This window comes from Advenella kashmirensis WT001 (assembly GCF_000219915.2).
Lineage (GTDB): Bacteria > Pseudomonadota > Gammaproteobacteria > Burkholderiales > Burkholderiaceae_B > Advenella > Advenella kashmirensis.
On record NC_017964.1, the window covers coordinates 1,865,321 to 1,892,183 of the forward strand.

General features: G+C 54.0%; 18 protein-coding genes and 6 pseudogenes. 16 read left to right on the plus strand and 8 right to left on the minus strand.

Translation table 11 applies throughout. The features are described from left to right. Positions 1-43: 43 nt before the first annotated feature. Positions 44-1,159 (minus strand): AI-2E family transporter, encoded by a 1,116-nt coding sequence (locus tag TKWG_RS08725; protein WP_014750490.1) that lies wholly within the window; start codon positions 1,157-1,159, stop codon positions 44-46. A gap of 118 nt (positions 1,160-1,277) precedes the next feature. Here TKWG_RS08725 and TKWG_RS08730 point away from each other — a divergent pair, with 118 nt between their 5' ends. Next, positions 1,278-1,871, plus strand: coding sequence for a transglycosylase SLT domain-containing protein (locus TKWG_RS08730; RefSeq protein ID WP_014750491.1), 594 nt, complete (start codon positions 1,278-1,280; stop codon positions 1,869-1,871). 85 nt (positions 1,872-1,956) lie between these two features. Here TKWG_RS08730 and TKWG_RS25930 read toward each other — a convergent pair whose 3' ends face one another. From TKWG_RS25930 to TKWG_RS08745, 4 genes and pseudogenes are all read right to left on the minus strand, one after another. Then, positions 1,957-2,601: a benzoate/H(+) symporter BenE family transporter gene (locus tag TKWG_RS25930; RefSeq protein WP_322786625.1), complete on the minus strand. Its 645-nt coding sequence runs from the start codon at positions 2,599-2,601 to the stop codon at positions 1,957-1,959. After that, positions 2,568-3,155 (minus strand): annotated as a pseudogene (locus tag TKWG_RS25935) (benzoate/H(+) symporter BenE family transporter); the annotation flags it as partial. The pseudogene TKWG_RS25935 and the gene TKWG_RS25930, both read right to left, overlap by 34 nt. Before the next feature lie 28 nt (positions 3,156-3,183). After that, a complete protein-coding gene (lexA, locus tag TKWG_RS08740; RefSeq protein WP_014750494.1) occupies positions 3,184-3,855 on the minus strand; it encodes a transcriptional repressor LexA in 672 nt (223 codons plus the stop codon). Between the two features lie 138 nt (positions 3,856-3,993). Continuing rightward, positions 3,994-5,192, minus strand: a pseudogene (locus tag TKWG_RS08745) (amino acid aminotransferase). 101 nt (positions 5,193-5,293) lie between these two features. On the opposite strand from TKWG_RS08745, the gene uvrB reads away from it, so the two are divergent. Beyond that, positions 5,294-7,315 (plus strand): excinuclease ABC subunit UvrB, encoded by a 2,022-nt coding sequence (uvrB, locus tag TKWG_RS08750; protein WP_014750495.1) that lies wholly within the window; start codon positions 5,294-5,296, stop codon positions 7,313-7,315. Positions 7,316-7,504: 189 nt separating this feature from the next. Further along, positions 7,505-7,957 carry a hypothetical protein gene (locus tag TKWG_RS08755; protein ID WP_171815146.1) on the plus strand — a complete coding sequence of 151 codons (453 nt, stop codon included), beginning with the start codon at positions 7,505-7,507 and terminating at the stop codon, positions 7,955-7,957. A gap of 295 nt (positions 7,958-8,252) precedes the next feature. On the opposite strand, the pseudogene TKWG_RS08760 reads toward TKWG_RS08755, so the two are convergent. Then, a pseudogene (locus TKWG_RS08760) lies at positions 8,253-9,157 on the minus strand (recombination-associated protein RdgC). 598 nt (positions 9,158-9,755) lie between these two features. Here TKWG_RS08760 and recA point away from each other — a divergent pair. Further along, positions 9,756-10,834, plus strand: a pseudogene (gene recA / locus TKWG_RS08770) (recombinase RecA). After that, complete coding sequence (gene recX, locus TKWG_RS08775) at positions 10,827-11,306, plus strand: recombination regulator RecX (protein ID WP_014750500.1); 480 nt, start codon at positions 10,827-10,829, stop codon at positions 11,304-11,306. The pseudogene recA and the gene recX overlap by 8 nt, the downstream one beginning before the upstream one ends. A gap of 239 nt (positions 11,307-11,545) precedes the next feature. On the opposite strand, the gene cfa is transcribed toward recX, so the two are convergent. Both cfa and TKWG_RS08785 read right to left on the minus strand, forming a co-directional pair. Next, the gene (gene cfa, locus TKWG_RS08780; RefSeq protein ID WP_014750501.1) at positions 11,546-12,679 is read right to left on the minus strand and encodes a cyclopropane fatty acyl phospholipid synthase; all 1,134 of its coding nucleotides are present in this window, start codon (positions 12,677-12,679) and stop codon (positions 11,546-11,548) included. A gap of 189 nt (positions 12,680-12,868) precedes the next feature. Further along, the gene (locus TKWG_RS08785) at positions 12,869-13,789 is read right to left on the minus strand and encodes a LysR family transcriptional regulator (protein WP_014750502.1); all 921 of its coding nucleotides are present in this window, start codon (positions 13,787-13,789) and stop codon (positions 12,869-12,871) included. A gap of 305 nt (positions 13,790-14,094) precedes the next feature. On the opposite strand from TKWG_RS08785, the pseudogene metE reads away from it, so the two are divergent. From metE to TKWG_RS08840, 11 genes and pseudogenes are all read left to right on the plus strand, one after another. Next, positions 14,095-16,388, plus strand: a pseudogene (gene metE, locus TKWG_RS08790) (5-methyltetrahydropteroyltriglutamate--homocysteine S-methyltransferase). Positions 16,389-16,657: 269 nt separating this feature from the next. After that, positions 16,658-17,233: a DUF2889 domain-containing protein gene (locus TKWG_RS08795; protein WP_041709228.1), complete on the plus strand. Its 576-nt coding sequence runs from the start codon at positions 16,658-16,660 to the stop codon at positions 17,231-17,233. A gap of 87 nt (positions 17,234-17,320) precedes the next feature. Further along, a pseudogene (gene sucC / locus TKWG_RS08800) lies at positions 17,321-18,480 on the plus strand (ADP-forming succinate--CoA ligase subunit beta). Positions 18,481-18,494: 14 nt separating this feature from the next. Beyond that, on the plus strand, positions 18,495-19,376 hold the full coding sequence (gene sucD / locus TKWG_RS08805; protein WP_014750504.1) for a succinate--CoA ligase subunit alpha: 882 nt from the start codon (positions 18,495-18,497) through the stop codon (positions 19,374-19,376). 236 nt (positions 19,377-19,612) lie between these two features. Then, complete coding sequence (locus tag TKWG_RS08810; protein ID WP_014750505.1) at positions 19,613-20,308, plus strand: TerC family protein; 696 nt, start codon at positions 19,613-19,615, stop codon at positions 20,306-20,308. Between the two features lie 258 nt (positions 20,309-20,566). Next, positions 20,567-21,289, plus strand: a complete 723-nt coding sequence (locus TKWG_RS08815) for a TerC family protein (protein ID WP_014750506.1) — start codon at positions 20,567-20,569, stop codon at positions 21,287-21,289. A gap of 392 nt (positions 21,290-21,681) precedes the next feature. After that, positions 21,682-22,638 (plus strand): hydroxymethylbilane synthase, encoded by a 957-nt coding sequence (hemC, locus tag TKWG_RS08820; protein ID WP_014750507.1) that lies wholly within the window; start codon positions 21,682-21,684, stop codon positions 22,636-22,638. A 9-nt stretch (positions 22,639-22,647) separates the two neighbouring features. Next, positions 22,648-22,911, plus strand: coding sequence for a uroporphyrinogen-III synthase (locus TKWG_RS08825; protein WP_041709232.1), 264 nt, complete (start codon positions 22,648-22,650; stop codon positions 22,909-22,911). After that, a complete protein-coding gene (locus tag TKWG_RS08830) occupies positions 22,875-23,462 on the plus strand; it encodes a uroporphyrinogen-III synthase (protein ID WP_041709235.1) in 588 nt (195 codons plus the stop codon). The genes TKWG_RS08825 and TKWG_RS08830 overlap by 37 nt, the downstream gene beginning before the upstream one ends. 93 nt (positions 23,463-23,555) lie before the next feature. After that, positions 23,556-25,415 (plus strand): uroporphyrinogen-III C-methyltransferase, encoded by a 1,860-nt coding sequence (locus TKWG_RS08835; protein WP_014750508.1) that lies wholly within the window; start codon positions 23,556-23,558, stop codon positions 25,413-25,415. A 3-nt stretch (positions 25,416-25,418) separates the two neighbouring features. After that, positions 25,419-26,846, plus strand: coding sequence for a heme biosynthesis HemY N-terminal domain-containing protein (locus tag TKWG_RS08840; RefSeq protein ID WP_014750509.1), 1,428 nt, complete (start codon positions 25,419-25,421; stop codon positions 26,844-26,846). The last annotated feature ends 17 nt before the right edge of the window (positions 26,847-26,863 follow it).

Genomic DNA, 26,863 nt, shown 5'->3' on the forward strand with positions numbered 1-26,863 from the left:
ATTAATTTTCTAATAAAAACAGTATGTTATGAAATAATTCCGACTATTTGGCAGGGGGTGGCGGGCGACGGTGCGTTACCGGCGTGGCCTTGTTCTTATCGTTCAGATTGACTGCTGCAGGAAACAAATCCCAGATGGCGATGAACATGGCAGCAATCAGCGGGCCGATCACAAAACCGGTCAGGCCAAATAGGGAAAGGCCGCCGAGCGTGGAAATCAGCACCAGGTAGTCCGGCATTTTTGTGTCTTTGCCCACCAGCAATGGGCGAAGAATATTATCGGACAAGCCGATGACCAGGAAGCCGAACAGAACCAGGACGATACCATTCCACAGATTGCCTGTAATCAAAAAATAAACGGCGACAGGCAGCCAGACAATGGCAGCCCCCACGGCCGGTAACAATGACAAAAAGCCCATGACCACGGCCCAGAGCAAGGCACCCTGAATCCCAAGAATCCAGAAAATCACCCCGCCGAGTACGCCCTGTACTGCGGCGATGACTACGTTGCCCTTGACTGTTGCCCGTACCACTGTATTGAATTTCTGGAACAGAAACTGTTTGTGGTCATCGGTCAATGGAATCAGGTTTTTGATACGGCTTGTGAGCGCGGGGCCATCCTTGAGCAGGAAGAACAGCAAATACAGCATAATGCAGAATTCAACCAGGAACGCAAAGAAGTTCTGGCCAATATCGAGCGCCTGCGTGGCCAGATACTTACTGCCTTGCATCATGCCAGATGAAATTTTGGCATAGAGCGACGACAGGTTGTAAATTTCGAATCTGGCAAGAAAGTCACGGACCGAAGCGGGCAGCGCATCCGATACCTGACGGATGTATTCGGCGATATTAAATTGGCCGGATTCGATACGTTGATAGAACAACAGCGATTCATTAATCAGCGAGATGGAAATCAGGATCAGGGGAATAATGGCAATCAGCAGGCAGATAATAAGTGTGATTATCGATACAGTGGTGTTTCTGCCGGGCATGCGCTCCAGTATCCACAGTTGCAGTGGACGGAACAGCACTGCCAGGACAATTGCCCAGAAAATTGCGCCGTAAAAGGGGACAAGCATTCTCAGGAATGCGAGCGAGACCGCAATCAGAATGATGATAAAGGTATTGAAGTAAATACCGGAGCGGTTCAGATAAGCCATAATGGTGCTTGACCCTAAATTAGGATGATGCCCATTCTAGATGATTTTTTTCCGATTCAAGACCATATTCTTTACAATATTTGCAAATAGGCAATAAAGCAATTAAGGTAATTAACCCATGCTGCAATTGAAAACAATATTTACAATCGGCATGCTGGCCGGTACTGTCACACTGGCTGGTTGCGCTACGGCGCCGCCAAAAAATGCGGAAGACTTGTGCGCGATATTTCAGGAGAAGCCGCAATGGCACACTGCGGCGCTGGATATGCAGAAAAAATGGGGCGTTCCTATTCCGGTACCCTTTGCCATGATGTATCAGGAGTCGTCATATCGGCACGATGCCAAGCCGCCTAAAAACTATCTGCTGTGGTTTATTCCCTGGGGGCGGGTCAGTTCAGCTTACGGTTATGCCCAGGCCAAAGACGAAGTGTGGGGCGATTACGAACGCGAAACCGGTCAGAGCGCCAGTCGCGATGATTTTGACGATGCGCTGGATTTCATGGGTTGGTATATGTCCAAAGCGCAGGTTCTTAACGGCACATCCAAATGGGATGCTTACGGACAGTACCTTAATTATCACGAAGGCTGGAGCGGCTATCGCAACCAAAGCTACCAGGCCAAAGCCTGGCTTATGCGGACGGCTGAAATTGTGCGGGAGCGGGCGGCTCGCTACACGGCTCAGTATAATCAGTGTCGTAGCCAGTTGATGTAGTGCGATCGCGACTCTGATCCCCAAAAGAACGCAGAGAGATCATCCGGAGTATAGCCAATACCCCGGCTTATAAGCCGTCATGTCGTTATGGCGCTGCTCTCTGCGGTTTGCGCCGCCACACCAGAATGGCATACGCAGCCACACCGGCAATCAAGCCCCAGAACGCCGAGCCCACACCAAAAAAAGAGACGCCGGATGCGGTCATCAGAAAGGTGATAACGCCGGCTTCACGTTCTGATTCCTCGGCCATGGCGCCAGCCAGGCCAGAGGAAAGGGCACCCAGCAGCGCCAGGCCGGCCAGCGAGGCAACGAATGTTTCGGGTATGGCAATAAACAGTGTGGTCACCAACGTCGCAAACAAACCAAAAAATATATAGAATACGCCGCAAACAATGCCTGCCACATATCGGCGTTGCGGATCCGGATGGCATTCCGGGCCGGTGCATATGGCGGCTGTGATTGCGGCCAGGGTGGTGCCGTGCAGGCCAAAAGGAGCAAACAGAACGGTCGAGATACCTGTGGTGGTAATGAGTGGAGAGATAGGTGTATGGTGATATCCGCTAGATTGCAGGACGGCGACACCCGGTGCGTATTGCGAAGCCAGCGCCACAAAAGCCAGTGGAATACCGACCCGACAAGCGCCGGTATTGACAGGCCTGGCACTGTAAACTCCGGAATGACCAGACTGAAACTGAGTACCTGCGTGTTGAGTTGACCCAACGCAATACACACCACAATGCCAGTCAGCAGTGCCGCCAGTACCGCATAACGCGGTATGACGCGCTTGATGATCAGGTAGGCCAGAATGATTGGCAATACCAGCGCCGGGGCCTGTTGCAGAGAGACAAACAGATGGGCGCCAAATGCGAATAGTATGCCGGCCAGCATGCCCGAGACGATACTGCGCGGCACATGCTGCATCAGGCGGGAAAACAGGCCGCTGACGCCAAGCAACACAACCAGCAGTGCGGCAAAGATATACGCGCCAATGATATCGTTGTAGGAATAGTGAGGAAGCGCATCAATAAGCAGCGCCGCACCGCCGGTGGAAAAAGCGCAGACAATGGGCGTGCGGTAGCGGACACTAAGCCAGAGGCCGCACACACCGCTGGTGATGGACATAGCCCAGATCCAGCTTGTCAGTTGCATCTGGCTGAGTCCGCCGGCCTTGGCTGCCTGAATAATAATGGCTACCGGTCCTGTGAGCGATACGAGGACGGTAATTAGTCCTGCTATGGACGCCGAGGTGGAAAAGTCTTTTTTGAAATACTGCCAGGCATTCATAGCTGCACCGAAAGGGAATCAGTGTAGATTATGCGGCCGGATGAGCCGACTGCAATCCCTTCGATGGCAAAATCATTTTCATCTGAGACGATAATGGGGAGAAATCGTCGTTTTCAGGCAGCAGTTCGACAATACGTCCCCGGCGATTAAAGCGCTTGACTGTCACTTCATCGTCAATACGGGCAACCACGATCTGGCCATTGCGAGCATCTGGCGAGCGTTTGACTGCCAAAAGATCGCCGTCCATGATGCCGATGTTTTGCATACTCTGACCCTTGACCGTGAGCAGATAATCGGGCTGCTGCTCGAAAAGAGATGCATCTACCGACAGTTCGCGATGGATATGTTCGGTGGCCAGGATAGGGCTGCCGGCGGCCACCTTGCCGACCACGGGCAATATCAGCTGGCGCAGACTGTCGGCCAGGGAAACGCCGGCACTGGCGGGTGCGCTGCCGGACGGCGCGCCTGCTGTTGCCGATTCGGTATCTTCAACAAGGCGGATGCCGCGCGAAGCGCCTGCCGTCAGCGTAATGGCCCCTTTTCGAGCGAGCGCCCGCAAATGGTCTTCCGCGGCATTGGGAGACTTGAATCCCAGCGCCGCTGCAATTTCTGCGCGAGTTGGGGGAAAGCCGGTACGATCCACGGCGGCTTTGATCAGATTCAAAATTTCCTGCTGGCGCGCGGTAAGTTTCAGGCTCATGATTCCCCGTAATGAAAGAGACAGAATAAAAAACGGACTGTATGTATATACAGTCCGTATTCTGACGCATTCACCAGCGGTTGGCAAGCGTTTTCAGTGACAAATTGCCTGCAGGCCGCGGATTTGCGACGCTACTGATTACAGCACGGCAGCAATCGCCTTTACCACGCTGTCAATGTTACGACTATTGAGCGCAGCGACGCAGATACGTCCGCTGTTGACCGCGTATATGCCGTGCTCATTGCGCAGGCGCTCCACCTGCTCTTTGGTCAGGCCTGAATAGGAGAACATACCGCGCTGGGACATGACGAAACTGAAGTCCTGTTTGACGCCGGCGGCATTCAGTTTGTCTGTGAGCTGCTTGCGCATGTCGCGAATGCGCTCGCGCATTTGCGCCAGTTCGCTTTCCCATTGGGCGAACAGTTCCGGCGTATTCAGAATCTGCGCCACCACCATACCGCCATGAGTAGGAGGGTTGGAATAGTTGGTGCGGATAACCCGCTTGATCTGACTCAGGACGCGTGTTGCCTCATCCTTGCTGGTTGTTACCACTGTGAGTGCGCCCACACGTTCGCCGTACAGGGAGAAGGATTTGGAGAATGAGGAGCTGATGAACATAGACATACCCAGATCAGCAAACAGGCGCACCACGGCAGCGTCTTCCTGCAGGCCTTCGCCAAAACCCTGATAGGCGATGTCCAGGAATGGCACCAGGTTGCGCTCCTTGACCAGGGTGGCAATTTGTTGCCATTGTTCCAGGCTCGGGTCAACGCCGGTCGGATTGTGGCAGCACGCATGAAGCACGATGATGGACCCTTGCGGCATGGCTTTGACCGCGGCCACGAATCCGTCAAAATTCAAGCCGTGAGTGGCCGGGTCATAATAGCTATAGGTTTGTACGTTGAAGCCCGCGCGCTCGAACAACGCCCGGTGGTTTTCCCAGCTCGGGTCGCTGATATAAACCGTTGCATCCGGTTGCAGCTGTTTCAGAAATCGGCGCCGATTTTCAGTGCCCCTGTGCCGCCCAGTGCCTGAAAAGTAAGGGCGCGGCCTTCAGTGATGACATCGGCGTCCTTGCCGAAAAGCAGTTCCTGCGCGCCCTTGTTGTAATTTCCGATGCCTTCAATGGGCAGGTAGCCGCGTGCTGCATGCGCCTTCACACGCTGATTTTCGGCTTCCTGAACTGCCTTGAGCAGGGGAATCTTGCCATTATCATCGTAATAAACGCCTACACCCAGATTCACCTTGGTATCACGGGTATCGGCGTTGTATTGTTCATTCAGACCCAGAATCGGATCACGGGGGGCGAGCTCGACGGCATTGAAAAGAGTGGTCATCGTAATAAGAAGAGGTAAGGTTGCAGGGAAGGTCAATTAAAGTGGATAATGAACGATTGTACGCCTAAATCAGTGCCAATTTAACCCTGGATGCACAATCTATGAGCGAAGCCGGATTTATCGAATTTGCCGACAGCCCGTTTCAGCTATACCAGCCCTACCCGCCAGCAGGGGACCAACCCGCCGCCATTGAAGCGCTCACCCAGGGCGTAGAAGATGGCTTGATGTACCAGACGCTGCTTGGTGTCACAGGTTCGGGCAAAACCTTCACCATGGCCAATGTCATCGCCCGTCTGGGCCGCCCGGCGCTGGTACTGGCTCCCAACAAGACACTGGCCGCCCAGCTGTATTCGGAGTTCCGGGAATTTTTCCCGCGCAATGCGGTGGAGTATTTTGTCTCTTATTATGATTACTACCAACCCGAAGCCTATGTGCCAACGCGCGATCTGTTCATAGAAAAAGACTCGTCCATCAACGAACATATAGAACAGATGCGTCTTTCGGCAACCAAAAGCCTGCTGGAGCGGCGCGACACCATTATTGTCGGTACGGTCTCCTGCATTTACGGTATTGGTAATCCGGGAGATTACCACGCCATGGTGCTGGTGTTGCGCACCGGCGATCGCACGCCACGCCAGGAAATTCTTGCGCGTCTGGTGTCCATGCAGTACGAGCGCAATGATATAGATTTCACGCGGGGCACGTTCCGTGTACGCGGCGAAGTGATTGACATTTTCCCGGCAGAGAGCGCCGAGCTGGCCGTCCGGCTGAGCCTGTTTGATGACGAGCTCGAAAGTATTGATCTGTTTGATCCGCTGACCGGCAAAATCCGTCAGCGCGTACCCAGGTTCACCGTTTACCCGAGTTCCCATTATGTGACCCCGCGCGATACGGTGTTGCGCGCCATTGAAACCATCAAGGAAGAGCTGCGCGATCGCACCAAATTCTTTGTCGACAATAACCAGCTGGTTGAGGCGCAGCGCATCGAGCAGCGTACCCGTTTCGACATCGAAATGCTGCAGGAGCTGGGTTTTTGCAAAGGGATCGAAAACTATTCCCGTCATTTATCTGGCGCGGCGCCCGGCGATCCACCACCGACACTGATCGATTATCTGCCACAGGACGCCCTTATGTTCTTTGACGAGAGCCATTGGATGATGGGGCAGTTGCGCGCCATGTATCGTGGCGACAGATCACGCAAGGAAACCCTGGTGCAGTTCGGCTTTCGTCTGCCATCGGCGATGGACAACCGGCCGCTGAAGATGGAAGAGTTTGAGCAGCGCGTGCGGCAAAGCGTATTTGTCTCGGCCACGCCTGCGGACTATGAAAATGAACATTCCGACAATATAGTGCGACAGGTGGTGCGACCCACTGGTCTGGTCGACCCGATGGTCGAAGTGCGTCCGGCGCTTACCCAGGTGGACGACCTGCTGGGAGAAGCCAAGTTGCGTATCGCGGTTGGCGAGCGGGTGCTGGTCACTACGCTGACCAAGCGTATGGCGGAGGACCTGACCGACTATCTGACCGAAAGCGGCATGAAAGTGCGCTATCTGCACTCGGATATCGATACGGTCGAGCGGGTCGAGATTATTCGCGATCTGCGTCTGGGCCATTTCGATATTCTGGTGGGTATCAACCTGCTGCGCGAAGGGCTGGATATTCCCGAGGTGTCGCTGGTGGCTATTCTGGATGCCGACAAAGAAGGTTTCTTGCGTTCGGAACGCAGTCTGATCCAGACCATCGGCCGTGCGGCGCGGAATCTGAATGGACGCGCCATCCTGTATGCCGATCGCATTACCGATTCCATGCGACGGGCGATGGAAGAAACCGAAAAGCGGCGCAATCTGCAGATTGCCTTCAATACTGAGCACGGTATTGTGCCGCAAGGGGTACGCAAATCGGTGCGCGAAATGATCGACGGTGTGATCCAGGATGCCCCCGACGTATTGAGTGCCGAGGACATCCGTCTTGAGTCATTGCTGGTGGATGAAAAGGCGCTGGCCAAAGAGATTCGCCGACTGGAAAAACAGATGCAGGATCATGCCCGCAATCTGGAGTTCGAACAGGCAGCGGCGGCCCGGGATCAGTTAACCCGTCTCAAGGAAATGGTGTTGTTGCGTTGATAGTCACAGGCGCAGCAATACCTGCCGATCAACCATAATCAATATTTCATTCGGGTCATGGTGGCGGTTTAAGCTGCCTCTAAATCAGGTTATGATACAGTCCGTTTTTCAACAAGTTCGATCTGACAAAAAATGCGTGTGAACTCTTTCAGTAAACAATTCATAGCGCTCATTGCCCTGGTGACGGTTTTGAGTGTCATTATTGTCGGATATATAGAGCAGCAGGTCGTCGAAACTGTTGCGCAGCCGGTTCCCGCAAAGCAGGAGGCCGAACAAAAGCATAATGAAGCGCTCATCAATTCGCTTACGAATATGACGCAGAGCGTTCGCTTTCCGTTGAATGAGCACGCGATTATGTATACGGGCTACATTCTGGGGGCGGGATATTCTTCCTATCAGTTTCGGGCCTTCAAGGACCAGAAATTGAAAGTCAATTTGAAGGGAGACGCTTCTATTGATCTGGCGCTATTTGGTCAGGAAGCCTATTCATTGCAGCGAGATACCGAATATATCATTCCGTCCGAAGGACTGTACGAGCTGCGGGTTCTGTTCAAGACCGACATGGAATCACGCCAGGAACAGGCTGCCATCGCTCACAAGGCGACGCCGGTGCCTTACACCATCACGATCAATTTGCAGTAACAGTAAAGCATACGATAGCGCGTTTGGCGCGTTTGGACCATTAGCGATCGCGGTCTCGTCGGCCTGATAAAAGGGGGGGGCGCGGCGGCAGACTGCGGCTTGCTGCTACTGGTTATAGCAGATCCGGTTCGTCAAATTTCCGTGTTGTACATCCTGGCGCGGCAAAATACCCAGGTTGCAAGCTACCTGAGCGGCGGCTGTTTCAATATAAAAACTCGAAAGCCGAAAGAGGCTGTCAAAAAAAGGGGCTTTCGCCCCTTTTGTCAAATAGCTGTATTTTGCAATACTGCTATGTTTACTTGGCAGTCTGTTTTTCGCCGCCCAGTGCTTCGACCAGGCGCGCCAGCAGTCCGGCCAGTTCGGCGGTCATCAGCGTCATATCGGCATCGAAACGTTCATCGTCGTCCATGGCCGACATATCCTGATTCTCTTTGAGGATGTCCAGTGGCGCGATACGTTTGATGATCAGATTGTCACTTAACACAAATGAAATGCGATCCGACCAGGTTAACGCCAGCTTGGTGCATTGCTTGCCCGACTGGATATGTTTTTGCACGTCTTCCTTTTCGGGACTCTGGCGAACGTAACGAATGGTCGCCTTGTTCTCAGACGATGACTGCAGCTCTGTATCCTGGTCGATCGTGAACATGGCCGGCGCTTCGTCGGCAAGCAGCCATTCGGTCATGGCGGCAGAGGGCGACTGTTCCGTGTACAGGCTTTTGAGCGGCAGCGGATCGATAACTTTGGCCAGGGCGCCGATCACTTCGTCGGCCTTGGTCGCCGAGGCGGCATCGATGACCAGCCAATGATTCTGGGTGTCGATCCATACGCGGGTATCGCGAAAGATGCTGAATGCCTTGGGCAGCAGGGTATCGGTAACCTGTTCCTTGATTTCACGCATTTGCTTGCGGCCAGGTTTGTACCCTTGCTGTTCTTCGATTTCCTGTGCGCGGGCACGGGTAAACTGATTGATGACGGTAGCAGGCAGCAATTTCTTTTCGGTGCGCAGCGACAGCAGGTACTGGCCGCTAAGGGCATGGGCGAGCATTCCGTTTTCCCGAGCGGGGACCATCCCATGCTGTTCATGTCCGATTTGTTGCCAGGAACAAAAGCGGCTTTTGCCAGCTTGTCTTCAAGCTCTTCCTGCGTGGGTTTCCAGTCGGCAGCCAGCCGGTAAACGCTCAGATTCTTAAACCACATACTTTTACGCCAAAAGCATTTATTGTACCGGCTATCGTTGTCGCACATGCGCCAGGCGCTTGCCTTGCCGCCGAAAACTTTACACAGTCATGCAATAGGCTGCGGGCTGCGCAAATGGTGCCGGGCAACCGGCGCGAGCGCTGGCCGCTTTGCCGGCGGGCTGCTTGCGAACTGTGGCAGAGCGCTTGCCGGTGAGCTGGAAATGGCCAAAAAAAACCTGCCCGGGGGCAGGTTAATACGGGTTTCAGTGCTACGTAAAACTTACGGGGTGTAGCACTGACAATGCTGACGAAACTTCAAAAGGGGATTGAAACTTGTCATTTCGTCACCATCAGGGACGCAATATAATGCGTATGCTCTGACAATGTCCTGAATCGGATTGGTAAAGAACAAACAACTCATAAAAAAATGCAGGCAATATGATAATACTGGCTAAATATACAGTATAATTTAATGCGATAATATCCGATTATCACAATATGTACGAATTCTGTGTTGGATGAAAATACTGTAATTACGGTATTCACGACTTTATTCATCCGCAGTTTGGCTATATATTGCGATATCAGGTTTCTCTATTTAGTCACAAGGACCCTCCATGGACGACAAGCAATCCAAAGCCGCACGCGCCGACCGCGCCAAGGCACTCAGCGCAGCACTCTCTCAAATTGAAAAGCAGTTCGGCAAAGGCTCTGTTATGCGCTACGGCGATAACGAAGTGTCGCACGACATCCAGGTTGTCTCCACTGGCTCTCTCGGGCTCGACATTGCGCTGGGCGTAGGTGGATTGCCGCGTGGTCGTGTGATCGAAATCTACGGGCCGGAATCGTCCGGTAAAACCACGCTTACGCTTCAGGTTATTGCTGAAATGCAAAAAATCGGTGGCACCTGCGCGTTTATCGACGCCGAGCATGCGCTCGATGTGCAATATGCCTCCAAACTGGGCGTAAATCTGGCTGATCTGCTCATTTCCCAGCCCGACACAGGCGAACAGGCATTGGAAATTACTGACGCGCTGGTGCGCTCCGGATCCGTTGACCTGATTGTTATTGACTCGGTTGCCGCACTGGTGCCTCGCGCAGAAATCGAAGGGGATATGGGCGATAGCCTGCCTGGTTTGCAGGCGCGTCTCATGAGCCAGGCGCTACGTAAATTGACCGCTTCCATCAAGCGCACCAATTGCATGGTTATCTTCATTAACCAGATTCGAATGAAAATTGGCGTCATGTTCGGCAGTCCTGAAACCACGACGGGTGGTAATGCGCTTAAATTTTATGCATCGGTTCGACTGGATATTCGTCGTATCGGCTCCATCAAAAAGGGCGACGAAGTTGTCGGTAATGAAACGCGTGTCAAGGTGGTCAAGAACAAGGTTGCGCCGCCGTTCAAACAGGCGGAGTTCGACATCATGTACGGTGCCGGCATTTCACGCGAAGGCGAAATGATCGATCTGGGCGTGCAGGCCGGTGTCGTGGACAAGGCGGGTGCCTGGTATAGCTACAGTGCACGCGTATTGGCCAGGGTAAGGACAATGTCCGCGACTATCTGAAAGAGCACAAGGAAATGGCTGTGGAAATTGAAAACAAGGTACGCGAGAACATGGGCATTATCGCGCGCGCGCAGGAATTTGTCGCCGATCCGGAAGACCTTGCTCAAGCCGCGGAAGCTGATGAGTGATTTTTCCCAAGGGCAGGGCAGGCGCGGCCCTGGTCGCAGCCTGCTTGCCCGTGGTATTTCTTATCTCTCCAGGCGTGAACATTCGGAATACGAGCTTAGGAAAAAGCTTGCTCCCCATGCTGAAAGTCCTGCAGAGCTTGACGCGGTCATGCTGCGCCTGAAGAAAGAAAACTGGCAATCGGACAGTCGTTTTCTACAGGCGACGGCGAATGTCGCTGCGCAAAAATGGGGGGCAATGCGTATTGCCGCCAAATTGCGGCAACATCATCTTTCTGAAGAGGATGTCAATGCGACCCTTCACAATTTACAGAGCTCCGAATACGAACGCGCCAAAGCTGTCTGGGAAAAAAAATTCAAGGGAGAGGCATACACCACTCCCCAGGAATATGCCAAACAAATGCGCTTCCTGCTCAGCCGCGGTTTCTCCGCAGATATCGTAAGAAAGATTATCCGCGCGCCGTCAGACGACTAAATCGCATACCCAATGCGCTTCAACAGCCTTCGTTATAACTCCGATCAAATTGTCGCAATCTGGTCGTGACGGTTGCAAGGCTGAGCTTGCATGGTGACGGCCAACAATGTGATTCAACAGACGTAATCAAACTTCAGCAGTCACACAATCGCATCCAGCCAACGGCACCAGCGGCATTCCTCGATATGAATACCAACCCCGCATCTTCAGGCACTGTCGAACTGCATTACCTGCTTTGTTTAGAGCTTGGGCCGTCGATAACCGCCGGGTACACCGTTGGGCGACAGGACAAACTGCCATAGTTGGTTGTCGCGCGCCCGGAATGAACCGGCACAAATGAGCAAGTAGTATCTCCACATGCGATAGAAACGTTCAGAATACTGCGATGCGTGTTTGTGCCAATGTTTTTCAAAATTGGCATGCCACGCCATGAGCGTTTTGTCGTAATCGGCGCCAAAATTGTGCAGATCTTCAATCAGAAACAATCCTTGAGTATGATCAGCCACCTGACCGATCACAGGGATTTCTCCGTTGGGGAAAATATATTTGTGAATCCATGGATCGGGATCGTGATCGCGAACTCGTCCGCCAATGGTGTGCATCAGAAATAGTCCGTCTTCTTTCAGATTCCTGCGTGCCGCTTCAAAGTAGGTACGGTAATTCTTGCGCCCCACATGTTCGAACATGCCAAGGCTGACAATGCGATCATATTGGCCGGTCAGGTCACGATAGTCCTGCAATAGAAACTGTACCGGCAGGCCTTCGCACATTTTTTGTCCGTATTCGGCCTGCTCTTTGGAAATAGTGATGCCGGTGCAATGCGCACCGTAACGTTCAGCGGCAAACCGCATGAAGCTACCCCAGCCACATCCGATATCCAGCACGGTCATGCCCGGCTTGAGCCCCATTTTCTGGCATACCAGGTCAAGCTTGGCTTCCTGGGCTTCGTCCAGTGTGCTGGCGTTATCCCAGTAGCCGCATGTATAGGTCATGCGCGCGTCGAGCATATCCCGAAAAAACTCGTTACCCAGGTCATAGTGCTTTTCGCCTACTTCCCAGGCTTTGGAGCGAGTCTGGTTATTCACAAAACGGGCACGCAGAATATGCCAGAGGGTGGCGGCGGACCTGACTTTGTCATCAATGCGGTGCCTAAGCAGGCGGGTGATCATTTCATCAATCTGGTCGCATTCCCATTGACCGTCCATATAACTTTCACCCAGGCCCATGCTCCCCTGGGCAAGGATGCGGTCTGCTGCTTTGTTATCTGTGAGACGAAGGTCCCACGGCGCATCTCCATTGATCGTTACACCTGCCATTGCAGCAATTTTGCTCAAGTGATCTAAGGATGCTGAATGTTGACTGCCCACGGCCATTTCCCTCTGCTCCTGTCTTTTGGAAGAATTAAACAGAAAGTATTGCGAAACGCTGCAACATAGAAAAAATTGATGTTTTTGCGCATAGCAATATTTTTTCCCTAAAGGAAATATATATCCATGGCGCTACGGTTTGCAACCCACAAATACATTTGCGTGTGCATTTAACAACTATAAGAAGCCAATAGGTCAGGAAGCCATACGAATGCCAGCAAGGTGCTTGAACGAGATTTCCCTGGCCAGTTCCACAAACGCCTGCACATAGGGGGTCTCTCGGTCTTCCGTGCGAATGGCTGCATACAGCGTACGCCAGATACCGGGCGCTTCTCCCAAATGGACAATTTTGAGCCAGTCCTGTGCCTGATACTCAGTGAGTGCCCAATTAGGTAAGGCGGCCACACCGCGATTGCTGTTTACTAATTGGATAATCATGGGCGTCAGTTCCGACTTGCGTATAGACGCCGGTTCTACGCCGGCCGGATCCAGGAAGGCTGTGAAGATATCCAGGCGTTCTTCCTCCACGGGGTAGGTAATCAGAACCTGGTTGCTCAGGTCTGTGGGCTTGATAAAGCGCTTGCGGGCCAGTGGATTGTCTGCGGCCACCGCCAGTACAAGTTCATATTTAAATAGCGCCACATACTCTACGGATTCATTCGGTACTGGATCCGAGGTGATGACCAGATCCAGATCACCGCGCATCAGGGCGGGAATGGGAGCGAAGGAAAAGGCAGCGGACAGGTCCAGTGAAATGTCCTGCCATTGCAGCCGAAACGCATCCAGGGTAGGCATCAGCCACTGGAAACAGGAGTGGCATTCAATCGCCAGATACAGGCGACCCGTGCTGCCCGCTGCCAGTTTCTGCATTTCGCGCTCGGCGCTGCGGATGCGTGGCAGGACATCATCAGCGAGCGTTAGCAGGCGCAATGCCGCGGTAGTGAAGCGAGCGGGGCGCGTGCGGCGATTCAGCAAGTTCAGATTGAGTCTGCTTTCCAGTTCGCGGATCTGGTGCGAAAGTGCCGATTGCGTTACCGACAGGCGTTCGGCGGCATCCTGCAAATTGCCTGCTTCGCGGATAGCGGTCAGCGTTTCAAGATGTTTAATTTCAATCATGGTAATTATAGCTTGGGTGAGAATTTTTCATTTATGGTTTGAATGGTATCAAGAAAGCTTCAATCTACTGCCATGCGCGACAACATCATTAGTTATAAGCATATCGGCCGGTGAAATAACTTTAAAAATCAATCAGCTATCTTGAAATATGAATTTTTCTAATATTACATCAATGAATTTGAGCTGTCTTCATTTTCCAAGCGCGGCACAATCTGCCTACTGACTTCATCGGCGCTTATGCGTGGCCACTTCACGCCCTAATACGGAATGAAAGTGGCTGTTGAATATTATTAATAGAGATACTTATGGCTTTGACACACAACTTGGGCTTCCCGCGCATTGGCGTAAAACGGGAATTGAAAAAAGCGCTGGAAGCGTATTGGGCGGGGCAGTCGACCGAAGAGGAATTAATCGAGACGGGTAGGCAGCTGCGCGAGCGGCACTGGGCAATCCAGCAAGCGGCGAGTAATACGTTTGTGACCGTGGGCGACTTCGCCTGGTATGACCATATTCTGGAGTGGTCAACCACGCTGGGCGTTGTGCCGCCACGCTTTAACCATCCGAAGGGGGATCCGGTCAGTCTGGATACGCTGTTCAGAATGGCGCGTGGCCGTGCCCCAAGCGGTGAACCAGCAGCCGCATGTGAGATGACCAAATGGTTTGATACCAATTATCACTATATTGTTCCAGAGCTGGCTGCCGATCAGGCATTTTACCTGGCACGCTCCAGCCTGTTTGATCAGGTTGCTCAGGCTCAGATATTGGGGCATCAGGTCAAGCCGGTGATTCCCGGCCTGCTGACCTATTTGTGGCTGAGCAAGGGCGAATCGTTTTCCAGCGCAGAAGATGAGCGCAAACTGGCGCTGGTTCCGCAGCTTCTCGAGGTGTATAAGCAGGTGCTGACACGCTTGGCCGAACTCGGTGTGCAATGGGTGCAGGTTGACGAATCTGCCTGGTACTGGATCTGCCGCCTGCCTGGCAGGACGCCTACCGGCAGGTGTACGCGGCGCTGGCCACAACGCCGGTAAAGATTCTGCTGGCAACCTATTTTGGTGATGTGGCTGACAATACCGAATTGGTATCCTCGCTCGCGGTGGCTGGGGTGCATTTTGACCTGGTTCGCGCTCCACAGCAACTGGCCCGCGTGCTGCCCGCCTGGCCCGCTGACCGTGTGCTGTCCGCCGGCATTATCAGTGGGCGCGATGTATGGCGCACCGATCTGGATCAGGCTGCCGCTTTGGTTGGTCCGGCATTGGCGCAACTGGGTGAGCGGCTGTGGCTGGCGCCGGCTTCATCATTGCTACATGTTCCGGTCGATCTGGCAGAGGAAGCTCAGCTGGACGAAGAAATAAAAAGCTGGCTGTCGTTTGCAGTACAAAAGCTAGACGAACTTAACCTGTTGGCCGCGAAATTGAACGGCACGCTGACCGAAGCCCAGACTGCTGCGCTTGCCGGGCAGCGCGCGGCACTGGCAGATCGCAAAGTGTCGCGCAGGATTCACAATCCGGCGGTTACCGAGCGGGTGGCGGGAGCCGCATCCGTTGCACGCGAGCGGACATCCTTTGCCGAGCGCATCATTAAACAGCGTGAAGCGCTCAGATTGCCTGATTTTCCCACAACCACCATCGGCTCGTTCCCGCAGACGCCGGAGATTCGCAAGGTTCGGCGCGACTGGAAGGCCGGCGCCCTGAGCGATACCAAATATGAAGAGGCCATTCGCCAGGAAATTCGTGAAGTGGTCAAGTTCCAGGAAGAAGCTGGCCTGGATGTCCTGGTTCACGGAGAACCCGAGCGCAACGACATGGTGGAGTATTTCGGCGAACTGCTGGCCGGATTTGCCTTCACACAAAATGGCTGGGTCCAGAGCTACGGCTCCCGTTGCGTTAAACCGCCCATCATTTACGGGGATGTCGCGCGGCTGATTCCAATGACGGTAGAGTGGACAGCCTTTGCTCAATCGCTGACCGATAAGCCCATGAAAGGGATGCTGACCGGTCCGGTCACGGTGCTGCAATGGTCTTTTGTACGCGACGACCAGCCGCGCCAGGCAACCTGCCTGCAACTGGCGCTGGCGCTGCGTGATGAAGTTCAGGATCTGGAAAAAGCCGGTATCCGGGTGATTCAGATTGACGAACCTGCTTTTCGTGAGGGGCTGCCGCTGCGCAAGGCAGATTGGCAGGCATACCTGGACTGGGCGGTCGATTGCTTCAGGGTTAGCACGTCGGGCGTACAAGATACGACACAGATCCACACGCATATGTGTTATTCGGAGTTTAACGACATTATCGAGTCCATTGCCGCAATGGATGCGGATGTGATTACGATTGAAACCTCGCGATCAAACATGGAGCTGCTTGAAGCATTTGAACGCTTTAACTATCCAAATGATATCGGCCCCGGTGTTTATGACATTCACTCACCCAATGTCCCGGATCGGCAGTGGATGATTCAGCTGATGAACAAGGCGGCCAGTCGCCTGGATCGCAAGCAGTTGTGGGTCAATCCCGATTGCGGGCTGAAAACCCGTCAGTGGCCAGAGACGCGCAGCGCATTGATCGAGATGGTCAACGCAGCACAGGCATTGCGTGCCGCGGTTTAATTGCCTGCCGCGTTGTCAAATGAATACCGCGTTGTAATTTGAACGCGTGGTGTTTACCAACCTTTACCACGGAGATTGCGGCTTGCCGCTACTCCGTGTTTTTTTGCCTGGCCTTGTCCCGAGCCTGGCCGGCTTTGTTCCGGCGCGCTTTACGCTGATTTTGCTTTGCAGCAAAATTTCGCAAATACGGCCTTTTTGTGGGCGAGCGCATAAGGGAGTACGCTATACTTTATCGGTTTACTGACCAATAACTCCTCAATCGTTCGAACATGTCTCTGGGTTCTTCGGCACGCAAGCCAATTCACACCCGTCGTATCACCATGGATGCCTATCTCCGGGAGGATTCCCTCTGGGAGCTAGAAGCGCATCTGGTCGATGTCAAAGCTTATGACTTTCCCACCAAAGTCGGTGCAATGCACCTGGCAGGCGATCCGGTGCACGATATGACAATTGTTCTGCTGGTTACGCCTGAGGGGATGATTTCCGATGTCCGGGCCAAATATCAGGCTGCGCCGTATGATTCAGCCTGTATGGCCATTGAAGACGCCTACCGTGGTCTGGTCGGATTGCATCTGCTGCGCCAATTCCGGGTAGCAGTGCGCGAACGCTTTGGTCGTGTCGATGGCTGTACGCATATGTCCGAGCTGGTTGTGCTACTGCCTACTGTTTTTGTACAGAGCTTGTCGGCACAGCGCCGCGAGCAGGCTGAGAAAACCGGGAAAAAGCCGTTCCAGCTGGAAGGGTGCCACGCGCTGGCGCTCACTTCTCCGGTGGTCCGGGAGTATTATCCGGAGTGGTATGTCAACCCGCAAGATGGCAGTAAACGCAGGGTCAGGCAGTCATGATCGTTGTACAGGCTTCAAACAGTCTCATTTCGTGTGCTCGCGCAACGCTGAGCATTTGTTTTTTTATCCTACGCTAATAGGTAATACATGAAGATCCATGAGTATCAAGGCAAAGAGCTGCTGAAAAAATTCGGCGTGACGGTGCCTCGCGGCATCCCCGCATTTTCCGTAGATGAGGCAGTTGCTGCCGCAGAGAAGCTCGGTGGCCCGGTTTGGGTTGTCAAGGCGCAGATTCATGCAGGCGGCCGCGGCAAGGGCGGTGGCGTGAAACTGGCTAAATCCATTGACGAAGTACGCCAGCTGGCTTCCGAAATTCTGGGTATGCAACTGGTTACCCATCAGACCGGCGCAGCGGGTCAGAAAGTGAACCGCCTGCTGGTTGAAGAAGGCGCGGATATCAAGAAAGAATATTACGTCGGCATCGTGACCGATCGCAACAGCCAGCGCGTATGCGTGATGGCCTCCAGCGAAGGTGGCATGGATGTTGAGGAAGTAGCGGAAAAAACACCGGAAAAAATCCTGAAAGTGTTTGTAGATCCTGCTCAGGGCTTTACCGATGACGAAGCACGGGAACTGGCGCGCGGTATTGGCGTACCCGAAGCGTCGGTCGAGAAGGCTGCCGTTGAATTCCAGAAACTGTACAAGGCATACTGGGATACCGACTCTTCCCTGGCTGAAATCAACCCGCTGATCCTGACCGGTTCAGGCGATATTGTCGCACTTGACGCCAAATTCAACTTTGACTCGAATGCATTGTTTCGTCACCCAGAGATCGTTGAGTACCGTGATCTGGATGAGGAAGATCCTGCCGAAATCGAAGCCAGCAAGTTTGACCTGGCGTACATTCAACTGGATGGCAACATCGGTTGCTGGTAAATGGTGCCGGCCTGGCCATGGCCACGATGGATACGATCAAGCTGTTTGGCGGGGAACCCGCCAACTTCCTGGATGTGGGTGGTGGTGCGACAGCGGAAAAGGTCACCGAAGCATTCAAGATCATGCTCAAAAACAAGGAAGTCAAGGCGATTCTTGTGAACATTTTTGGCGGCATCATGCGCTGCGATGTCATCGCCGAAGGCGTCATCGCAGCCTGCAAAGCCGTTAACCTCTCGGTCCCTCTGGTTGTACGGATGAAGGGTACCAACGAAGAGATGGGCAAAAAAATGCTCGCCGAGTCCGGACTGCCAATCATCAGCGCCGATACCATGGCTGAAGCCGCGACCAAAGTCGTAGCCGCCGTTAAGTAAGCAAGGAATTTTTCATGTCAATTCTGATCAATAAAGACTCCAAAGTTATCACTCAGGGTATTACCGGCAAAACCGGTCAGTTCCACACACGTATGTGCCGCGATTACGCCAATGGTAAAGAAGCCTTTGTGGCTGGCGTCAATCCCAAACGCGCAGGCGAAGATTTCGAAGGCGTGCCTATTTACGCGTCGGTCAAGGATGCAAAAGCGCAAACCGGCGCCAATGTGTCTGTGATCTACGTTCCACCGGCTGGCGCTGCCGATGCGATCTGGGAAGCAGTAGAGGCAGACCTGGATCTGGTTATCTGCATTACCGAAGGTATTCCTGTCCGCGATATGCTGGCCGTTCGCAACCGTATGCGCCAGGAAAACAAGAAAACGCTGCTGCTGGGCCCTAACTGCCCAGGTCTGATCACCCCCGATGAACTCAAGATCGGCATTATGCCAGCGCACATCTGCAAAAAAGGCCGCATCGGCGTAGTCAGCCGCTCAGGCACACTGACGTACGAAGCGGTTGCCCAGTTGACCGAGCTTGGTCTGGGGCAGTCCAGTGCCGTTGGTATTGGTGGCGATCCGATCAACGGGCTCAAGCACATTGATATCCTCAAAATGTTCAATGAAGATCCCGAAACCGACGCAGTTGTCATGATTGGCGAGATTGGCGGGCCTGACGAAGTCAATGCCGCAGAATGGGCCAAAGACAATATGACAAAGCCGATCGTTGGCTTTATCGCGGGTGTGACTGCACCTCCGGGCAAACGCATGGGCCACGCCGGCGCACTGATCTCCGGCGGTGCCGATACGGCAGATGCCAAGCTGGAAATCATGGAAGCTTGCGGTATTCGCACCACGCGTAATCCGTCTGAAATGGGCAAATTGCTCAAATCAGTACTGTAAGTTCCCGCCGCGGTTTATCGCTCAATGTGGGCGATAACTGCCGAAGCGCCCCTGTAAATCACAACTGTATTTATGTGATTTACAGGGCGTTTTCTTTTCAGGCGTGTTCTAAAATCAGGGCGCTGTAAGCAAAGATTCATAGAATGATGGCACGAATAAATATGCACCTGCAGCAGTATCGCGGTGCCAACACAGACAACGTTTTCTCATTTTAAAGTCTCTTTGGAAGGTTCACTATGGATATAGGTTCTTCGGCGTTCTGGCTCGCCTTGCTTGAAATTGTATGGGTCAATATTCTGCTGTCGGGTGACAATGCAGTGGTCATTGCACTGGCCGCCCGCACGTTGCCGGAAAATCAGCAGAAAAAGGCAATCGTGATTGGATCGGGCGCAGCCATCGTGATGAGGATTATTCTCACCCTGGTCGCCGCCAAACTATTGATGCTTCCTTATTTGAAAATCATTGGCGCGGTGCTGCTGGTCTATATCGGGGTTTCTCTGGTTAACTCGGATGACGAGCAGGGCGGGCATGAAAAATCCCATAGCACGCTAATGAGCGCGATTCGCACCATTCTGGTGGCTGATCTGGTAATGAGCCTGGATAACGTTGTCGCGGTTGCTGCTGCCGCTCATGGCGATACTACGCTGCTGGTGATCGGTCTGGCGCTGAGTATTCCGCTTGTGATTTTTGGCAGTACCTTGTTGCTGAGCGTGATTGAAAAATTTCCGCTCATTGTATGGTTGGGTGCGGCGCTACTCGGTTATATTGCAGGTGAGATGTTTGTCGGTGACCCGGTGATTGAACCGCGTACCGAGAGCTGGGCGTCGCTGGCGCACATGACGCATCATCAATTGGCTGTCACCATGGGTATTGCCGGTGCGCTTCTGGTTGTTGTGCTGGGCAAAATTTTTGTGGCTCGTACAAAAAACTGACTTAGTACTGAACACTCTGTTTTATAATTGCTCGCAGTCTGGAGCAGGAAAGGGCGCGCAAGTGCCCTTTTTTTATACCTTCTCGGCAATTACACCGAACTGTAGCGGCTCGGATGGTCGATCAGGTTGTGTCCGTTGTGTTACTGCGCGCCAATGCGCGGCGCGATACGATGCAGGTGCCGGCCCATCAGAAGGCATTTGGCAAGCGCCAGGCCCCACTTGCATATCATACAAATCTAACAGAGGTGATCTTTCATTATGCTTGAGTTTTTTCAGACCCTGAGCTGGACCGCAATATTCCAGATTATTCTCATTGACATACTTTTAGGTGGTGACAACGCCGTCATCATTGCCTTGGCATGCCGCAATCTGGAAAAAGCGCAACGCATGAAAGGCATTCTTTGGGGCACGTTCGGCGCCATCATTATGCGGGTGATCCTGATCGCCTTCGCGCTCAAACTGCTGGAAATTCCTTATCTGAAAATCGTTGGTGGCGCTTTGCTGATCTGGATTGGTATCAAGTTGCTGATTCCGGAAGAAGACGAACATGGTAATGTTGCCGGCGGTACATCGGTTTGGACCGCTGTCAAAACAATCCTGATTGCCGACTTTGTCATGAGTCTGGATAACGTTATTGCCATCGCTGCAGCTGCGCAGAAAACCACGCCCGGACATGAAGTAGCCTATGTGGCCTTCGGTCTGATCGTCAGCGTGCCAATTATTATCTGGGGCAGCACCCTGGTGCTCAAACTGATCGACAAGTATCCGCTGGTGATTACGCTGGGAGCGGGTCTGTTGGGTTGGCTGGCCGGTGGCATGCTGGTTTCCGATGTATTTACCGAGAGAACATTCTTCAATGGCGAACATGCACCGCAAACTGTTAAGATTGCAGTAGAAGTCATTGGCGTAATCGTGGTTGTTGGTTTAGGTAAATGGCTGGCTTCCCGCAAGGGCAAGTCGCAGGTAACTGAAACGCACTAACCTGAACTGACTTATAGTCCGAGACAGCCCGGAAGCTCTCCTGATCCGGTAGCGTCGGAAGGCAACCCCGCCAGGCTTCGTGCCCCGGCGGGGTTTATTGTTTTGCATGTTCGCAGACGCCAGGTCTGCCACTCGTATGAAGGTCTGACACCATGGATGAAAAACCCAAACGCAGCATCTTGCAAGGTCTGCTTATTCTGGCAGTGATCGGTATCATCGTTACCGTAGCCATCAACTATTTACGTTAGCAGAAGGGGCGTGGCCACAGATTTGACTTCCGTGTTCCTGATCCTGTATTTTGCAGGCGCCGGTCGATCGTGCCTTATCGCTGGCCTTATTGTCCGTCCTACCCCCTGATTTGTGATTTTAAATATATTTAGCAGGAACCCCGCGTGACCGAACTTAAAAAACTGACCATCGCAACCCGTGCCAGCCGCCTTGCCCTATGGCAAGCGCATCACGTTCGTGATTTGCTGCTGGCCCAATATCCTCAGTTGCAGGTCGAACTTCTGGAACTGACGACAAAGGGCGATCAGATTCTGGATCGTACGTTGTCAAAGATTGGCGGCAAGGGGCTGTTTATCAAGGAGCTGGAAACGGCGCTGGTAGACGGCAGGGCAGACCTTGCCGTGCACTCACTCAAAGACGTGCCGGTCGATCTGCAATCTCCTTTTACTTTGGCGGCAATCCTGGAACGGGCCGACCCAACTGACGCCTTTGTGTCGCCAACTTACCATCAGCTTAGTCAATTGCCGGCCGGTGCCGTGGTGGGAACATCCAGCTTGCGCCGTGAGTCGCAGATCCGGGCCGCCTATCCGCATTTGGTGGTCAAACCTTTGCGGGGCAACCTTGACACCCGTTTGTCCAAACTGGATAACGGCGACTATGATGCTATCGTACTGGCCACCGCCGGCTTGCAACGCCTGGGACTGGGTGATCGCATTGCATCGCGGCTGGAAGTCTCCGAGAGTCTGCCGGCGGCGGGACAGGGCGCGCTGGGCATTGAGGTGCTGGAATCACGTACGGAATTGCTGGAGATCCTGGCCGGCCTGGCCGATCCGGCAACCACCGCTTGTGTTACTGCGGAACGCGCAGTATCCCGGACGCTGGGCGGATCTTGCCAGGTGCCGATTGCCGCCTACGCGACGCTCACAGATAATGCGGTCACGCTCAATGCGCTGGTGGCAACGCCTGATGGTTCACGTGTATTGCGCAGCACACGGACATCCGGTGCCGAAGGTGCCGATCAGCTGGGTGTCGAGGTCGCGCAAGCGCTGCAGGAGCAGGGGGCCGACCAAATACTGGCGGCACTGCACGAGGCATCACAAAACGACGCCGACAAGGCGTGAGTCCAGGTCGTGCATCATCTGCGCACAACGGTCATTCTCACGCGACCACAAGGAAAAAACCAGGGCCTGCAAATGCGTTTCGAACAGGCAGGGCTGCGTGTTACCACGCTCCCGGCTTTGACGTTGCAGCGCATCGCTATTACTGGCCCGGTTCCTGACCCCGCCGCGTTCGATCTGGTGTTTTTTGTCAGCGGCTTTGCCGTTGATTGCTTTTTGATCTGCTGGTTGAGCAAGGCATGCAATGGCCGCAAGGGCTGCATGCCGGTTGTGTAGGCCCGGGAACTGTACAGGCGCTGCAGCGCCAGGGCGTTGCGCAACAGCAGATTCTGTGTCCGACAGACGATCAGCCCTACGATTCCAGTGGTTTTCTGGCCCGGTTCAAGGCCAGCGCCGTTTTTGCTTGCGTCAACACTGTGTTGATTGCTTGTGGCACTACCGGCAACCCGTGGCTTGCCGGGCAATTGCAGGATCTGTCGCTTGAAGTTACGCGCCTGCCCTTGTACAGAAGGGATGCCAGACAGTGGGATGTGCAGCAGCAGCACCTGATGCGCAGCCTGTTTGCTGATCCGGCGGAGAAAAAATATGTGGTGCTGACCAGCCCCCAGGGGATAGCAGCATTCGTCGATAATCTGGCTGCAGTGCAGATAGACCCAGACTCATTGGCGCGATCCACAACCTTTGTAGTCACCCACGCAGGACAGGTCGATAGTTTGAGGCATGCCATGCAGCAACAACTGCCTGTGCTGGATGCCGGCGCACTGCACATCGTGCAGGCATTGCCGCAAGACGACGCAATTTTCCACACCGTTACAATCTCGGATTAAAAGCCTGCTGTAATCCACTACAATGTACAAATCTTTCACGAACGTATCGCCAAGCGGTGTATTGGTTTTCTGGATAGTAAGGAATTGAAAAACATGGAAAAAAAACAGGACGACGCGCGAAATACGGAAAATGAAAAAAAGCCGGAAGCGGCTGGCCAGCATGCGAAGCCAGGGAGCGTGGCGCCGGATACAGTGACAGATGTAGAGCTGGCAAACGAAAAAAGCACGCCTGAGAAAACGGCAGCACAGGCAGGCAAGGCCGATGCGGCAGCCGCGGGCAAGCCGGTTTCTGGCACTGCAGGCGGTGCCATTCCTCCTGTTGCGACGGGCAAAGACGATAGCAATGCAGGCAACGGCACCAAAGGTCCGTTGATTGCTGCGGTTGTGGTCGTGGCGGCAATTGCCGCTGGTGGTTATTACTACGCCCAGAATCATCAGTCCGAGCCTGCCAGCAGCAGTCAGACGACCAGTGAACCTGCTTCATCCGCACCGGCAAAGACGCCGGAGTCCGATGCCGGGCAATCGGGCCAGGCGCCTGGCACATCTGATTCAACAGGTGCAGCTGATTCTTCGGATTCTGCAAAATCTGACGCAACGAGCCAAACCGGGTCTGTCCAGAGCGGCGGCACAACGCCAGCCACGACAGCCAGTGGCGATGCTCAGGCCGGTACGGACGGTGCAAGCGAAGGCGCATCGCCTGTCGACACAGCGTCGACGACTTCGGATGCGGTCAGCGGCAGCACCAGCAGTACGCCCATGGGGCCAGCGGCAACCAATAGCGAGCCAGCGCAGACTGGAACTGCGACGGGCGGTAACGCAACAGCACAATCATCCAGTACAACACCGAATGAGGCTACCTCTGATGATGGGACGGTCGATAAGACCGGATCAGCCGCCTCATCTGGGCAAGACGCTGCTGCCACTCCTGCATCCGCTGCTGGCGCATCGGGAACGGCCGCAGATACGTCTCAGGCATCGGGCACGCCATCGGCTGCAGTGATGGGCACGGGCGGTTTTAACGGCTCGCTGCCGGCGGACATTCGTGATCAGCTTGATCGCCAGTCGGCGCAGATCATTGCGCTGCGCGATCAGCTGGAGTCTTCGCAGAAACAACTGCAACAGTTGCAAACCAGCCGTCTGCAGGCCTCTCGTGACGAGACAACTCTTTTTGTGGTCAATGATGTGAGCCGCCTGGTTACTATGGCGCAGAATGAGCTTGCCATTGCTGGCAATCTTGAGAATGCCGTGACTTCGCTGGAAACGGCAATCAAAGCCATAGACCAGGCCGATGCGCCGGTGTTGGCAGGGCTGCGTGGTGCTCTGTCGGCCGATATCGTTACCCTGAAAGCAGCACCTGCGATGGGCGTGGATGCGCAATTTGCCAAAGTGGCGGCGCTGTCCGAGAAAATTGATGCACTTCCCATGCTGGCTCCCGATCAGGCGGGTGCCAAACCCATGGCCGGGCAGTCTGCAGATGTGACGTCCTCACCTGCGCAAGGCGCGAACGATACGAACCCCGGGGCACCTTCAGAGGTCTGGTATGAGCGTGCCTGGAACGAGGTGAAAACCTGGCCGCTGGCTGCCTGGAACGGATTACGTTCAGATCTTGGTGGTATTGTGCGGGTAGAGAAACTGGCCGATCCGAATCAGGTGTTGCTCACGGTTGACCAGGCCGCCCAGTTGCGGGCGAATCTGAAGCAGCATTTGCATTTTGCCCAGCAGGCATTGCTCAATGGACAACAGGGGATCTGGACTTCATCGCTTGAAACCGTCGTCAAGGGTATCAGACAAAGTTTCAATCAGGATTCTGTTGAAACACAAGAGGTGCTGGCCCAGCTTCAGCAACTGCTCAAGGCTGGTGTGAGGCAACAGTTGCCGCCCATCACGCAGAGTGTGAAGGCGGTCCAGGAAACCCGCAAGCAGCTTAAATCCATGAATCCCGGACAGGAGTAATGCATGCGTACCAGTTTGAAATTACTTGTCCTGTTTGCTGTTGCTGTTGCTGCCGCACTTTTGCTGCGTGATTCCAGCGGCTATTTCATGGTTGTGACTGGCGATGAGCGCCGCACGGTATCGCTGGCCGCCGGCCTGGTCTTTATTGTCATCGCTTTTTTCGTCTTTTATCTGATCTTTCGCTTTATTGGTGTCCTGATGGATGCGCCCACGCGATGGCGCGATTGGAATCAGCGCCGGCATACCCGCAAGGACTATGATCTCCTGGAACGGGGCTGGGTTGAATTGCTGGAAGGGCGAAGCAGCCCGGCAGAGAAGGATTTGACCCGCCTGCTCAATCGCAGTCGCGACAGTGGCCGGCAGGCGCTGGCCAGTCTGGCGGCAGCCAAGGCAGCGCACAACCAGTCGCGTTATGCTGAACGGGATGCGTTGCTTCTGACAGCACAGGCCAAGGCGCAGGGCAACCCCAGAATGCAGGATGCCGCCACCACTATCCGTGCGGAAATGCTGCTGGAACAGGGTGAATCCAAACAGGCGCTGGCATTGCTTGAACCCTTGGCAAAAGCCGGAGGCGCCAACCAGGATCATATTCAGAAGCTGCTGCTGCGTGGTTACAAGCAAATTGGCAATCAGGATAAACTGCTGCAGGTAGCGCGAGCACTGAACAAGAAAGGAACCATCGATAGTTTCGAGGGCCAGCGTCTCATTGAACATGCCGGCGCGGCAGTCATGAAAGCGACCACGCGGGACAGTTGGACCAATACCTGGAAATCGTTCAGCGCGTCGGAAAAGGCCATGCCGCTTATTGCGCTGGCTGCCGCTGAAAAAGCGCAGGCCGCCGGGCAGTCCGATACAGCAGGGCAGATACTGGAAGCGTCGTTGCGGGAACATATTGATGCACGGCTGCTCAATGCCTATGTACAGTGTCCGGCAGAACAGGTCAATGCACGCCTGACCAAAGCGCAGCAATGGCTCGAAAAAGATGAAAATAATCCAGATCTGCTCAATGCGCTTGGCTTCCTGTGCCTGGCTGCACAATTGTGGGGTCAGGCTGAACGCTATCTGACGCGCAGCCTCAAGCTGCGTGAGGATCCGCGCACGCACACCTTGCTTGGTGCACTTTATGACCGCCTGGGCAAGCCAGCCGAGGCCGTCAAGCACTGGCGGTTTGCCTCGGCCTCCATTTCGATGTTGCCCACAGTGGCAGGAGAAAAATATCTACCTGCGGCCGATACGCGCATGGATCCCGATGGCCCGCCTGACCGCAAGCGTGCCGATCAGCAAATCGAACAGGAACATGCAGATGAGGCGTCTGAAAAAACAATCTATGCCAAACGGCCGGAAGCCGATGACGAGTACTTTGACAGTGCACCCATCCCGGGTATCGGGGCGGATGAATTGAATGAAAATCGTAACCACGAAAAACCGTAACCACAGTAACCAGAAGA

Bases quoted from the DNA above. Each gene is read 5' to 3' on its own strand.
- TKWG_RS08725 (WP_014750490.1), bottom strand. From the start codon at position 1,159: ATGGCTTATCTGAACCGCTCCGGTATTTACTTCAATACCTTTATCATC.
- TKWG_RS08730 (WP_014750491.1), top strand. From the start codon at position 1,278: ATGCTGCAATTGAAAACAATATTTACAATCGGCATGCTGGCCGGTACT.
- lexA (WP_014750494.1), bottom strand. From the start codon at position 3,855: ATGAGCCTGAAACTTACCGCGCGCCAGCAGGAAATTTTGAATCTGATC.
- uvrB (WP_014750495.1), top strand. From the start codon at position 5,294: ATGAGCGAAGCCGGATTTATCGAATTTGCCGACAGCCCGTTTCAGCTA.
- recX (WP_014750500.1), top strand. From the start codon at position 10,827: ATGAGTGATTTTTCCCAAGGGCAGGGCAGGCGCGGCCCTGGTCGCAGC.
- cfa (WP_014750501.1), bottom strand. From the start codon at position 12,679: ATGGCCGTGGGCAGTCAACATTCAGCATCCTTAGATCACTTGAGCAAA.
- TKWG_RS08785 (WP_014750502.1), bottom strand. From the start codon at position 13,789: ATGATTGAAATTAAACATCTTGAAACGCTGACCGCTATCCGCGAAGCA.
- TKWG_RS08795 (WP_041709228.1), top strand. From the start codon at position 16,658: ATGTCTCTGGGTTCTTCGGCACGCAAGCCAATTCACACCCGTCGTATC.
- sucD (WP_014750504.1), top strand. From the start codon at position 18,495: ATGTCAATTCTGATCAATAAAGACTCCAAAGTTATCACTCAGGGTATT.
- TKWG_RS08810 (WP_014750505.1), top strand. From the start codon at position 19,613: ATGGATATAGGTTCTTCGGCGTTCTGGCTCGCCTTGCTTGAAATTGTA.
- TKWG_RS08815 (WP_014750506.1), top strand. From the start codon at position 20,567: ATGCTTGAGTTTTTTCAGACCCTGAGCTGGACCGCAATATTCCAGATT.
- TKWG_RS08830 (WP_041709235.1), top strand. From the start codon at position 22,875: ATGCAATGGCCGCAAGGGCTGCATGCCGGTTGTGTAGGCCCGGGAACT.
- TKWG_RS08835 (WP_014750508.1), top strand. From the start codon at position 23,556: ATGGAAAAAAAACAGGACGACGCGCGAAATACGGAAAATGAAAAAAAG.
- TKWG_RS08840 (WP_014750509.1), top strand. From the start codon at position 25,419: ATGCGTACCAGTTTGAAATTACTTGTCCTGTTTGCTGTTGCTGTTGCT.